Source organism: Vibrio sp. E14 (assembly GCF_020515785.1).
GTDB classification, from domain to species: domain Bacteria; phylum Pseudomonadota; class Gammaproteobacteria; order Enterobacterales; family Vibrionaceae; genus Vibrio; species Vibrio diabolicus.
On sequence record NZ_JAHPJI010000007.1, the window covers coordinates 98,814 to 111,923 of the forward strand.

Consider the following 13,110-nt stretch of genomic DNA (forward strand, 5'->3'; position numbering starts at 1 on the left):
TTATCTTCTAACTAAAAAGATCATTCACGTTCGTGAAGTGGAGAAAACTCACGCTGTGTCTCACCAGTGTATAGTTGACGAGGACGACCGATGCGGTTCAGTGGATCGCTGTGCATTTCGTTCCAGTGAGCAATCCAGCCGATGGTACGAGAAATCGCGAAGATAACCGTAAACATAGAAACTGGAATACCAATCGCTTTAAGAATGATACCTGAGTAGAAGTCTACGTTCGGGTACAGCTTCTTAGAAACGAAGTACTCATCAGAAAGCGCAATGCGCTCAAGTTCCATTGCTACATCTAGTAGAGGGTCTTGAATGTTTAGCTCTTTGAGAACTTCATGACACGTTTCGCGCATTACTGTCGCACGTGGATCGTAGTTTTTATAAACGCGGTGACCAAAGCCCATTAAGCGGAATGGGTCATCTTTGTCTTTCGCGCGGTCTACATACTCAGGGATGTTATCGACGCTGCCAATCTCTTCTAGCATTCTCAAGCACGCTTCGTTTGCACCACCGTGAGCTGGTCCCCAAAGTGATGCAATACCAGCGGCAATACATGCAAATGGGTTAGCACCAGAAGAGCCAGCTAGACGTACAGTTGACGTCGACGCATTCTGTTCGTGATCCGCGTGTAGCGTGAAGATTTTATCCATCGCACGCGCAACGACAGGATTTACTTCATACTCTTCGCAAGGGTTTGCGAACATCATGTGTAGGAAGTTTTCTGCGTAGCTCAAATCGTTGCGTGGGTAGATAAATGGCTGACCGATAGAGTATTTGTAACACATTGCAGCCAGTGTCGGCATCTTCGATAGCAGACGGTACGCCGCGATCTCACGGTGCTCGTCGTTGTTGATGTCAAGAGAGTCGTGGTAGAAGGCTGCAAGTGCACCGACTACACCACACATTACTGCCATTGGGTGAGCATCACGTCGGAAGCCATGGAAAAAGCTTGCGATTTGTTCGTGGACCATAGTATGGCGAGTAACGGTCGTTTTGAATTGCTCGTATTGCTCTCGGGTAGGGGCTTCACCATAAAGAAGGATGTAACATACTTCTAAGTAATCTGCGTTATTGGCTAATTGATCAATCGGGAAACCGCGGTGCAAAAGAATACCTTTGCCGCCATCGATGTACGTGATTGATGATTCACAAGATGCAGTGGCAAGAAAACCTGGGTCAAAAGTAAAGTAACCATTGGCTCCCAGCTTACGAACGTCAATTACAGGTGTACCTAGCGTACCGTCCATAATTGGCAGTTCGATTGGCGCTTGACCTTCAACATGAAGGGTCGCTTTCTTATCCGCCATAACAATCTCCTTTGTTTATTATTTAATCCGTCCAGGATGTTTATGTGCCATTTTTGTACTGTTGTTAAAGCTTAAAGTCAATTTTTCTCCATCTTTGTGTGCACTTGTTATGATTTTTCTCATGAAAATCGTTAAAAATCTGTTCTATGTAGCATAATTTGTTACACCAATTGTATTAGAATGTTGCTCGCCGTATATTGGCTAAGAAAATTTTAGTTAAATCCTTATAAATTCGGGGCTAGAAACAAAGAGTGAGGTTTGTTGCTGGACTCCGATTGTTAACAAGTTGTTTACAATTATCTGGGTGGTTACTCGCGATATTTGTTAAATAGATGTTAACTTTTGTACGTTTGGAAGCTGAAATTGGTTATAACAATAAATGCTCAATGGAGCTGAGTGAGCAAGCCCGTGAAAGAAAGAAAGTCAAGACCTGTTAATTTAGATTTACAGACCATCCACTTTCCTATCACAGCAATCGCATCCATCCTACACCGTGTGTCTGGGGTAATTACGTTTGTTGCGGTGGGTATACTACTGTGGTTACTGTCCATTTCTCTGTCATCCCCAATGGGTTTTATGGAAGCCGCTGACATCGTCGATAGCTTCTTCGTAAAATTCATCCTGTGGGGAATTCTTACTGCACTTGCCTACCACATTGCAGGTGGTATCCGTCACTTGTTGATGGATCTAGGTCACTTTGAAGAGCTAGATTCTGGCACGATGAGCGCTAAAGTCGCGTTTGGTGCAACAGCAGTATTATCATTATTGGCGGGGATCTTGGTATGGTAAAACACGTATCTTCATTTGGTCGTAATGGTGTACACGATTTCCTACTAATTCGTGCAACTGCAATCATTATGACGCTATACACGATTTATCTGATTAGCTTCTGTGCATTTTCAGATATCTCTTACGCATCTTGGACCCAATTCTTTGGTGGTACCTTCACTAAAGTATTCACCATGTTGGCACTTGTCTCGATCCTGATCCACGCATGGGTCGGTTTGTGGCAGGTATTAACGGATTACATTAAGTGCGCGAAACTGCGTGGCGCACTGCAACTTGGTGTTATTGCCGTGCTATTCGGCTATGTCTTCTCTGGTCTATTTATTCTGTGGGGTGCGTAAGTGTCTATTCCAGTTCGTGAGTTTGATGCCGTAGTAATCGGCGCTGGTGGTGCAGGTATGCGCGCTGCACTACAAATTTCAGAACAAGGCCTATCATGTGCTTTGTTATCAAAAGTATTTCCAACACGTTCTCATACTGTGTCTGCACAGGGCGGTATTACCGTTGCTCTGGGTAACTCGCACAAAGACGATTGGCAATGGCACATGTACGATACTGTTAAAGGTTCCGATTACATCGGTGACCAGAACGCGATTGAATACATGTGTAAGAATGGCCCTGAGTCCGTTATCGAACTAGAAAAAATGGGTCTTCCATTCTCTCGTTTTGATAACGGTACTATCTACCAACGTCCATTCGGTGGTCAGTCAAAAGAATTTGGTGGTGAGCAAGCTGCGCGTACAGCAGCAGCTGCGGACCGTACAGGTCACGCGCTTCTTCATACGCTTTACCAACAAAATGTGAAACACAAAACCACCATTTTCTCGGAATGGTATGCACTAGACTTGGTGAAAAACCAAGACGGCGCCGTAATGGGCTGTACTGCGATTTGTATGGAAACAGGCGAAATCTGTTACTTCAAATCAAAAGCAACGATTCTAGCAACAGGTGGTGCAGGTCGTATTTACGCGTCGACCACTAACGCACACATCAACACTGGTGACGGTGTAGGTATGGCATTGCGTGCGGGTGTACCTATGCAAGACATGGAAATGTGGCAGTTCCACCCAACGGGTATCGCTGGTGCAGGTGTTCTTGTAACAGAAGGTTGTCGTGGTGAAGGTGGTTACCTTCTAAATAAAGATGGTGAACGCTTCATGGAACGTTATGCTCCAAACGCGAAAGACCTTGCTGGTCGTGACGTAGTTGCACGTTCAATGATGATCGAAATCCGCGAAGGCCGCGGTTGTGATGGCCCTTGGGGTCCACACATTAAGCTGAAGTTGGATCACCTTGGTAAAGAAGTGCTTGAGTCACGTCTGCCTGGTATTTGTGAGCTGTCTCGTACTTTCGCGCACGTTGATCCAGTGAAAGAGCCAATTCCAGTGATTCCAACCTGTCACTACATGATGGGTGGTGTACCGACTCAAGTGTCTGGCCAAGCAATCAAGCAAAAGGCTGACGGCAGCGAGATGGAAGTACAAGGTCTATATGCATGTGGTGAGATTGCTTCTGTATCAGTACACGGAGCAAACCGTCTAGGCGGTAACTCATTACTAGACTTAGTTGTATTTGGTCGCGCGACTGGCTTGCACCTTGGCGAAACGCTCGCAGCGCAAGCTGAGGCACGTCCTGCAACTGAATCTGATATTGAAGCATCTCTAGCGCGTACAATGCGTTGGGAAAATAGTACTGGCGGTGAAGATCCAGTTCAAATCCGTAAAGACCTACAAGCTTGCATGCAAAACAGCTTCTCGGTATTCCGTGAAGGCGATGCAATGGCAACGGGCCTAGAAGAGTTGAAAGTGATTCGCGAACGTCTGAAAGATGCACATCTAGCGGACAAGTCTTCAGAATTCAACACGCAACGTATTGAGTGTCTAGAGCTAGACAACTTGATGGAAACAGCATTCTCTACAGCCGTAGCGGCGAACTACCGTACTGAAAGCCGTGGCGCACATGCTCGTTTCGATTTCCCTGAGCGTGATGATGAGAACTGGCTATGTCACTCTATCTACAACCCGGAAACAGAAGCGATGACTAAGCGTGATGTGAACATGACGCCAACGCATCGTGAAGCTTTCCCACCGAAAGTACGTACATACTAAAGGGAGGATACGACTATGAAATTGAACTTCTCTTTATACCGTTACAATCCGGACGTGGATACCAAGCCTTACATGAAAGAGTATACCCTTGAGGTAGACGAAGGCTCAGACATGATGGTGCTTGATGCATTGATTCTGCTAAAAGAGCAAGATCCAAGCATCGCGTTCCGTCGCTCATGCCGTGAAGGGGTATGTGGTTCTGATGGTTTGAACATGAATGGTAAAAATGGTCTAGCGTGTATCACACCGTTATCTGCTCTACAAGGCGAAAAGATAGTTATTCGTCCATTGCCAGGGTTACCTGTCGTGCGCGATCTTATCGTTGACATGACGCAGTTCTATGATAACTATGCGAAAGTTAAACCATTCTTGATTGATGATGGTGCATTACCACCATCACGCGAGAACCTACAATCGCCTGATGATCGTGCGCATTTAGATGGATTGTACGAATGTATTATGTGTGCATGTTGTACAACGTCTTGCCCATCATTCTGGTGGAACCCTGACAAATTCATCGGTCCAGCAGGTCTTCTTGCGGCGTACCGCTGGCTAATTGATAGCCGTGATACGGCAACAGATGAACGTTTGTCTGATCTTGATGATGCATTTAGCGTTTTTCGTTGCCATGGCATCATGAATTGTGTAAGTGTTTGTCCTAAGGGATTAAATCCGACGAAAGCCATCGGCCATATTAAGTCGATGCTGGTTAATCGCTCGGTTTAATTTACTCGCTCTTAGGAATGTCGCAGTGTTGCGGATCACCCGATATGACCGCTTCACTGCTTCAAGAATATTTCGAGTAAAGAATACAAAAATTGCCGACTAGTTCTGGTCGGCTCTTATAGCTCGGCAAAGACCGAAGCAAACGTGAAAACTACTGGTTAAGGGAAAATATGCACAACGGCGTGATGAAGGCATGGCTCGAGTCTTCACACTTGGCTGGCGCCAATGCAACGTATGTAGAGGACCTCTACGAACTGTATCTAAGTGATCCCGATCTGGTAAGTGAGGAGTGGAAACGTGTTTTTGAAGGCTTACCTAAGCCGTCAGAAGAAGTGGCAGAACAACCACATTCACGTGTCCGTGACTACTTCCGTCGACTCGCTAGAGAAACAAAGCATTACAATGTCCAAGTTAGTGACCCAGATGTCGATGCAAAACAAGTAAAAGTTCTACAGCTAATCAACGCATACCGTTTCCGCGGACATGAAGCTGCAGAACTAGACCCACTAGGTCTATGGCAACGCCCAACCGTGGCGGAGTTAGACCCTGCTTTTCATAATCTTACCGAAGATGACTTCGAAGAAACTTTCAACGTAGGTTCTTTTGCTGTTGGGCAAGAAACCATGAAGTTGAAAGACATCTATGAAGCCCTCAACAAAACTTACTGCGGTTCCATCGGTGCTGAATACATGCACATGACTGACACAGAGCAAAAACGTTGGATCCAACAACGTCTTGAGTCTGTCGTAGGCCAGCCATCATTCAACAAAGATGAGAAGCGCACATTCCTAGAAGAGCTAACAGCCGCTGAAGGTTTGGAGCGTTACCTCGGAGCGAAATTCCCAGGTGCAAAACGTTTCTCTCTAGAAGGTGGTGACGCACTGATTCCGATGACGAAAGAGTTGATCCGTCACGCGGGAACAAGTGGGATGCGTGAAGTGGTTATCGGTATGGCTCACCGTGGTCGTTTGAACATGCTGGTGAACGTGCTTGGTAAGAAGCCTCAAGATCTATTCGATGAGTTTGCCGGTAAACACGACGAAACTTGGGGCACCGGTGATGTGAAATATCACCAAGGCTTCTCTGCCGACTTTGCTACCCCAGGTGGTGATGTTCACTTAGCTCTTGCATTTAACCCATCGCATCTAGAAATCGTCAACCCAGTAGTCATGGGGTCGGTGCGAGCACGTCAAGATCGCTTGGGTGATAATCAAGGTAGCAAAGTGCTTCCTATCACTATCCACGGTGACTCTGCAATCGCTGGTCAGGGTGTGGTTGCCGAAACGTTCAACATGTCACTGGCTCGTGGTTTCCAAGTCGGTGGTACGGTGCGTATCGTTATTAACAACCAAGTTGGCTTTACGACGTCTAACCCTCGTGACACGCGTTCAACGATGTACTGTACAGATATCGCGAAGATGGTTCAGGCGCCAATCTTCCATGTGAATGCCGATGACCCAGAAGCAGTTGCTTTTGTTACTCGTATTGCTTTGGATTACCGCAACGAGTTCAAGCGCGATGTCGTGATTGATTTGGTGTGTTACCGTCGCCACGGTCACAACGAGGCCGATGAGCCAAACGCGACTCAGCCTTTGATGTACCAAAAAATCAAAAAACACCCTACACCACGCAAATTGTATGCGGATATTCTGATCGATAAAAACGAATCAGATATCGAGACAGCGACTCAGTTAGTCAATGAGTACCGCGACGCATTAGACCGCGGTGAAGTGGTGGTTAAAGAATGGCGTCCAATGGCGTTGCACTCTGTAGACTGGTCTCCTTACCTAGGGCATGAATGGGATATGGAGTGGGATTCAAAATATGACAAGACGCGTCTTATCGAGTTGGGTAATCGTCTTTGTCAGTATCCAGAAAGCCATAAACTGCAAAGCCGTGTTAATAAGCTTTACAACGATCGCCTAGCAATGATGACCGGTGAAAAAGCAATCGACTGGGGTATGGCAGAAACTCTCGCGTATGCAACATTAGTTGATGATGGTAAGCGTATTCGCCTTTCTGGTCAGGATTCGGGTCGTGGTACTTTCTTCCACCGTCACTCGGTTCTTCATAACCAAACAGATGCAAGTACGTACATTCCATTAGCGAATATTCATGACAATCAGGGTCCATTCCAAGTGTTTGACTCAGTACTGTCAGAAGAAGCGGTATTGGCATTTGAATACGGTTACGCAACAGCAGAGCCAGGTGGTTTGACTATCTGGGAAGCGCAGTTTGGTGACTTTGCCAACGGCGCGCAGGTTGTGATTGACCAATTCATTTCGTCAGGTGAGCAGAAATGGGCACGCTTGTGTGGTCTCACAATGCTTCTACCTCACGGTTACGAAGGTCAAGGCCCTGAGCACTCCTCTGCACGTCTAGAGCGTTACCTTCAGTTGTGTGCTGAGCAAAATATGCAGGTTGTAGTTCCTTCAACACCGGCTCAGGTATACCACATGATTCGTCGTCAAGTTGTACGCCCAATGCGTCGACCTCTGATTGTTATGTCGCCAAAATCTTTGCTGCGCCATCCTCTATGTACTTCGACAATTGAAGACTTAGCGGACGGTACATTCCAATCTGCAATTCCAGAAGTAGATGATTTAGACCCAAGCAAAGTAAAACGCGTCGTGTTCTGTTCAGGTAAGGTTTATTTTGACCTACTGGAGCAGCGCCGTAACAACGAGCAAGACGATGTCGCTATCGTGCGTATCGAGCAGCTTTATCCATTCCCGATGGAAGAAGTACAAGCAGCGATTGCTCAATACACTAACGTTGAAGACTTCGTGTGGTGTCAGGAAGAGCCTCAGAACCAAGGTGCTTGGTACTGTAGCCAACACAACTTCCGTGCCGCTATTCCTGCAGGTGCAGATCTTAAATACGCAGGTCGCCCAGCTTCTGCTTCGCCAGCAGTTGGCTACATGTCGGTGCACTTGAAACAACAAAAAGCGTTGGTTGAAGACGCTCTGAACGTGAACTCAAAAACTTCGAATTAAGAACTAGAAGTTAAAGGAAGAAACAGATATGACAATTGAAATTCTGGTTCCAGATTTACCTGAATCAGTTGCTGATGCAACCGTAGCGACATGGCACAAACAACCAGGCGACGCAGTAGAGCGTGACGAGGTTTTGGTTGACATCGAGACAGACAAAGTCGTGCTAGAAGTGCCAGCTCCGGAAGCAGGCGTTTTGGAAGCTATCGTTGAAGAAGAAGGTGCGACAGTACTTTCTAAACAAATCATTGCTAAATTGAAGCCAGGTGCAGTTGCAGGTGAGCCTACCGCAGACAAAACAGAAGGTACGGAAGCATCTCCTGATAAACGTCATAAAGCTGCGCTTAGCGAAGAAAGCAATGATGCACTAAGCCCAGCAGTACGTCGTTTATTGGCTGAGCATGGCTTAGAAGCAAGCCAAGTGAAAGGCACTGGCGTTGGTGGTCGTATTACGCGCGAAGATATTGAAGCGCATCTTGCGAACGCTAAAACTGCGCCAAAAGAAGAAGCACCAGCAGTGGTCGACGTGCCGGCAGCGGCTCGTAGCCAAAAACGTGTTCCAATGACTCGCCTGCGTAAGACAGTCGCTAACCGTCTGCTAGAGGCGAAGAACAACACGGCAATGCTAACGACGTTTAACGAAGTGAACATGAAACCAATCATGGACCTTCGTAAGCAGTACAAAGATCAGTTCGAAGAGCGTCACGGTATTCGTTTAGGCTTCATGTCTTTCTACGTGAAAGCTGTAACAGAAGCGCTTAAGCGTTACCCAGAAGTAAATGCTTCGATTGATGGCGATGATATTGTTTACCACAACTACTTCGACATTAGCATGGCGGTATCAACGCCACGTGGTCTAGTTACACCTGTCCTAAAAGACTGTGACAAGCTTGGTTTCGCTGATGTTGAAAAAGGCATCAAAGAACTGGCTATCAAAGGTCGTGATGGCAAGCTCACGGTAGACGAGCTAATGGGCGGTAACTTCACTATCACAAACGGTGGTGTGTTCGGTTCACTAATGTCTACACCAATCATCAACCCACCTCAATCAGCGATTCTTGGTATGCATAAGATCCAAGAGCGTCCGATGGCAGTGGATGGCAAAGTTGAAATCTTGCCGATGATGTACCTAGCGCTGTCTTATGATCACCGCCTAATTGATGGTCGCGAGTCTGTTGGCTTCCTAGTGACGATTAAAGAGTTGCTAGAAGATCCAGCACGTCTCCTATTAGACGTTTAATATCGCTAAAACGTCTAGTTATCGTAGGTAGCTAGACGTTAAAAATTTCAATGGCTAGACTAGCTCAACGTCTGGCCTTCATTTGAATCCCACACCATGAGTACTCGTGATGAGGGATTGATTTGAGAAGACCCTACAGACGTACAAGCAGCCAAGACTGCAGCGTTATGGAAATAATAAATCCCTTAAGGGAAAAACAAACGGAATATCGAAATGAATTTGCATGAATACCAAGCCAAACAGCTGTTTGCAGAATTCGGTTTGCCTGTGCCAGAAGGCTACGCGTGTGATACACCACAAGAAGCTTTTGAAGCTGCAGGCCGTATCAGTACAGAAAAGAAAGTAGTTAAATGTCAGGTTCACGCTGGTGGCCGTGGTAAAGCGGGCGGTGTAGAGCTGCACGATACAAAAGAAGGTGTTAAAGAGTTTGCACAAAAGTGGTTAGGTAAAAACCTAGTGACTTACCAAACTGACGCTAACGGTCAGCCAGTTACAAAAATCCTTGTTGAAGAAGCTTCAAACATCGCAAACGAATTATACCTAGGTGCGGTTGTTGACCGTGCAAGCCGTAAGATCGTTTTCATGGCTTCAACAGAAGGTGGTGTGGAAATCGAAAAAGTTGCGGAAGAAACGCCGGAGCTTATCCACAAAGCAGCAATCGATCCGCTAGTAGGCCCACAAGCTTACCAAGGTCGCGAGCTTGCGTTCAAACTTGGTCTTGAAGGTGACCAAATCAAACAATTCGTTAAGATCTTCATGGGTCTTGGCACGATGTTCGCCCAGTACGATCTTGCTCTACTTGAGATCAACCCGCTTGTGGTTACTGGTGAAGGTAACCTGCTATGTCTTGATGGTAAGATCAATATCGATTCAAACGCTCTTTACCGTCAGCCTAAGCTTCGTGAAATGCACGATCCATCACAAGAAGATGAGCGCGAAGCACACGCAGCTCAGTGGGAACTGAACTACGTAGCACTAGACGGTAACGTTGGCTGTATGGTTAACGGTGCTGGCCTAGCAATGGGTACGATGGATATTGTAAACCTACACGGCGGCAAGCCAGCTAACTTCTTAGATGTAGGTGGCGGCGCGACGAAAGAGCGTGTTGCTGAAGCATTCAAGATCATCCTATCTGATGACAACGTGAAAGCGGTACTTGTTAACATCTTCGGTGGTATCGTACGTTGTGACATGATCGCAGAAGGTATTATCGGTGCGGTTAAAGAAGTAGGTGTAAGCGTACCTGTTGTTGTTCGTCTAGAAGGTACTAACGCTGACCTAGGTCGCGAAGTTCTTGCTAATTCTGATGTTGATATCATTGCTGCTGAGTCGCTAACGGATGCTGCTCAGAAAGTTGTTGCTGCTGCGGAGGCTAAATAATGTCTGTATTAATTAACAAAGACACTAAAGTAATCTGTCAGGGTTTCACTGGTGGTCAAGGTACGTTCCACTCAGAGCAAGCTATCGCATACGGCACTCAGATGGTTGGTGGTGTGTCTCCAGGTAAAGGTGGCCAAACTCACCTAGGCCTACCTGTATTCAACACAGTACGCGAAGCAGTAGAAGCAACTGGCGCAACAGCGACAGTCATCTACGTGCCAGCACCTTTCTGTAAAGATGCAATCCTAGAAGCGATTGATGCGGGCATCGAGCTAATCGTAACAATCACTGAAGGTATCCCTACAACAGATATGATCGACGTGAAAGTGAAGCTAGAAGAAACTGGCGTTCGTATGATCGGTCCTAACTGTCCGGGTGTTATCACTCCTGACGAGTGTAAGATCGGTATCATGCCTGGTCACATCCACAAGAAAGGTAAAGTAGGTATCGTATCTCGCAGCGGTACTCTAACTTACGAAGCAGTTAAGCAAACAACAGACGAAGGTTTCGGCCAGTCTACTTGTGTTGGTATTGGTGGTGACCCAATCCCAGGTTCAAACTTCATTGATATTCTAAAACTGTTCCAAGAAGACCCTGAAACAGAAGCGATTGTTATGATCGGTGAAATCGGTGGTACTGCAGAAGAAGAAGCAGCAGCATACATTAAAGAAAACGTAACGAAGCCAGTGGTTTCCTACATTGCTGGTGTAACTGCTCCTCCTGGTAAACGTATGGGCCACGCTGGTGCGATTATCTCTGGCGGTAAAGGTACTGCTGAAGACAAATTTGCAGCACTAGAAGCGGCGGGCGTTAAGACTGTGAAATCTCTAGCAGAGATCGGCCAAGGTCTACGTGAAGTAACGGGCTGGTAATTTCCAACTCGAAGCTTAAAGCTAAAAAAGCCTAGCAATAATTGCTAGGCTTTTTTGTATCAAGGTACTTTTTACGATTTTTGGCGAATAAATTGGCTAAGCATAAACAGAGATGTTGCGCTGATTACTACTGATGGGCCAGCCGGCGTATCGAAGTGCCATGATAGGCTAAGCCCCATCAGTACTGCCACAGAGCCAATAATGGATGCGAACAATGCCATTTGCTCTGGTGATGAAGAGACTTTACGTGCTGTTGCTGCTGGGATAATTAGGAGCGAAGTCATGATCAACGCGCCAACGAACTTCATACCTACGGCAATCACAACACCTACCATAAGCATTAACACCAATCTAACCAAGTCTGTATTGACGCCCTCGACGGCAGCAAGCTCTTCACTAACTGTGCTCGACAATAAAGGTCGCCAAAAAACGTAAAGACACACACTAACAGCAACGACACCTGCGTAAATGAACATCAGATCTTGCGGAGATACTGCGAGTAAGTCACCGAACAAGTAACTCATCAGATCAACACGGACATTATCCAAGAAACTAACAGAAACTAGACCAACAGATAATGCGCTATGGGCGAGTATACCCAGAAGCGTATCGGTTGCGACCAGTTGTTGTTTCTGTAGTGTCACGAGCAATACCGCGAGTGCTAAACAGCAAACGAGTAGGGCAAGATAAAGGTTCACGTTGAGCAGAAAGCCTAATGCCAAACCCATCAATGAAGCATGTGCCAGGGTATCACCGAAGTAAGCCATTTTGCGCCAAACGACAAATGACCCAAGAGGACCTGCAATGATCGCGATGCCAATACCAGCAAGAACAGAAGGTAGAAGAAACTCAATCATGGTGATGATGTCCGTGTTTATGGTTGGAGCATGATGTCGCATCGCCAGTTACTGGCGTTCCGGATAAATCGTGATGATGATGCTCGTGGTCGTGATGATAAAACGCGAGCGATTCTCTCGCTGCATTGCCAAATAGCGCGATGTAAGAAGGGTGCTGAGTAATCGTGGCAGGTGAACCAGAACAGCAAACATGGTGATGCAGACAAATGACATCATCTGTTTTGGCCATTACTAAATGTAAGTCGTGTGACACCATAAATACACCGCAATCGAATCGGTGACGAATGCTTTCAATTAGATCGTAGAGATCGATTTGACCTTGAATATCCACACCCTGCGCAGGTTCATCTAGCACTAACAGCTCTGGGCGTTGAAGTAAAGCACGCGCAAGTAATACGCGTTGGTTTTCACCACCTGATAAGCGATGCATGTTACTACTAATTAAATGCTCAGCGCCAACAAGCCTTAATGCATCAATACATTCTTGTTTACTGTATTTTCCTGCTAAATTTAGAAAACGGGTGACATTCAATGGAAGAGAGTCATTGAGTTTCAATTTTTGAGGAACATAACCAATTTTTAGTTTTCTTTGTCGGTTTAATTTGCCGCTAGTCGGTTTTTGAAGGCCTAAAATGACTTTGACTAACGTTGATTTTCCCGCTCCATTGGGACCAATTAGGGTTGTTATTTTGCCCTTTTGTAATTCCATACTAATGTTATCGAGAACTCTGCGGCCATCGAACTCGACGCATAAGTGCTCAAGATGGACTAAGGAAGACATGAATGAAACTCATTTGCAAATCAATAATGTTATAATGTAACATTATCACACTTTCTA

The 13,110-nt window shown here is 46.1% G+C and carries 11 protein-coding genes; 8 read left to right on the forward strand and 3 right to left on the reverse strand.

Translation table 11 applies throughout. The annotated features are described in order from the left end of the window. Nucleotides 1-20: 20 nt before the first annotated feature. Complete coding sequence (locus LIX84_RS18160; RefSeq protein ID WP_005382163.1) at nucleotides 21-1,310, reverse strand: citrate synthase; 1,290 nt, start codon at nucleotides 1,308-1,310, stop codon at nucleotides 21-23. A gap of 396 nt (nucleotides 1,311-1,706) precedes the next feature. On the opposite strand from LIX84_RS18160, the gene sdhC reads away from it, so the two are divergent. The 8 genes from sdhC (at nucleotide 1,707) to sucD (ending at nucleotide 11,415) form a co-directional block, all read left to right on the forward strand. Beyond that, entirely contained in the window at nucleotides 1,707-2,099 is a 393-nt protein-coding gene (sdhC, locus tag LIX84_RS18165) for a succinate dehydrogenase cytochrome b556 subunit (protein ID WP_017634811.1), read from the forward strand. Continuing rightward, nucleotides 2,093-2,437, forward strand: coding sequence for a succinate dehydrogenase, hydrophobic membrane anchor protein (gene sdhD, locus LIX84_RS18170; RefSeq protein WP_005382169.1), 345 nt, complete (start codon nucleotides 2,093-2,095; stop codon nucleotides 2,435-2,437). Before sdhC ends, sdhD begins: the two co-directional genes overlap by 7 nt. Continuing rightward, the gene (gene sdhA / locus LIX84_RS18175) at nucleotides 2,438-4,204 is read left to right on the forward strand and encodes a succinate dehydrogenase flavoprotein subunit (RefSeq protein WP_005393016.1); all 1,767 of its coding nucleotides are present in this window, start codon (nucleotides 2,438-2,440) and stop codon (nucleotides 4,202-4,204) included. A 15-nt stretch (nucleotides 4,205-4,219) separates the two neighbouring features. Beyond that, on the forward strand, nucleotides 4,220-4,930 hold the full coding sequence (locus tag LIX84_RS18180) for a succinate dehydrogenase iron-sulfur subunit (RefSeq protein WP_046874253.1): 711 nt from the start codon (nucleotides 4,220-4,222) through the stop codon (nucleotides 4,928-4,930). Between the two features lie 170 nt (nucleotides 4,931-5,100). After that, nucleotides 5,101-7,926 carry a 2-oxoglutarate dehydrogenase E1 component gene (gene sucA, locus LIX84_RS18185; protein ID WP_005393014.1) on the forward strand — a complete coding sequence of 942 codons (2,826 nt, stop codon included), beginning with the start codon at nucleotides 5,101-5,103 and terminating at the stop codon, nucleotides 7,924-7,926. Nucleotides 7,927-7,954: 28 nt separating this feature from the next. Further along, nucleotides 7,955-9,163, forward strand: coding sequence for a 2-oxoglutarate dehydrogenase complex dihydrolipoyllysine-residue succinyltransferase (odhB, locus tag LIX84_RS18190; protein WP_047009527.1), 1,209 nt, complete (start codon nucleotides 7,955-7,957; stop codon nucleotides 9,161-9,163). A 213-nt stretch (nucleotides 9,164-9,376) separates the two neighbouring features. Next, entirely contained in the window at nucleotides 9,377-10,543 is a 1,167-nt protein-coding gene (gene sucC, locus LIX84_RS18195) for an ADP-forming succinate--CoA ligase subunit beta (RefSeq protein WP_005393009.1), read from the forward strand. Next, a complete protein-coding gene (gene sucD / locus LIX84_RS18200) occupies nucleotides 10,543-11,415 on the forward strand; it encodes a succinate--CoA ligase subunit alpha (protein ID WP_005382181.1) in 873 nt (290 codons plus the stop codon). The genes sucC and sucD overlap by 1 nt, the downstream gene beginning before the upstream one ends. Nucleotides 11,416-11,486: 71 nt before the next feature. Here sucD and znuB read toward each other — a convergent pair whose 3' ends face one another. Together znuB and znuC are read right to left on the reverse strand one after the other, a co-directional pair. Then, nucleotides 11,487-12,272, reverse strand: coding sequence for a zinc ABC transporter permease subunit ZnuB (gene znuB, locus LIX84_RS18205; RefSeq protein WP_104971396.1), 786 nt, complete (start codon nucleotides 12,270-12,272; stop codon nucleotides 11,487-11,489). Further along, nucleotides 12,265-13,053: a zinc ABC transporter ATP-binding protein ZnuC gene (gene znuC / locus LIX84_RS18210; protein WP_006742704.1), complete on the reverse strand. Its 789-nt coding sequence runs from the start codon at nucleotides 13,051-13,053 to the stop codon at nucleotides 12,265-12,267. The genes znuB and znuC overlap by 8 nt, the downstream gene beginning before the upstream one ends. Nucleotides 13,054-13,110: the final 57 nt, after the last annotated feature.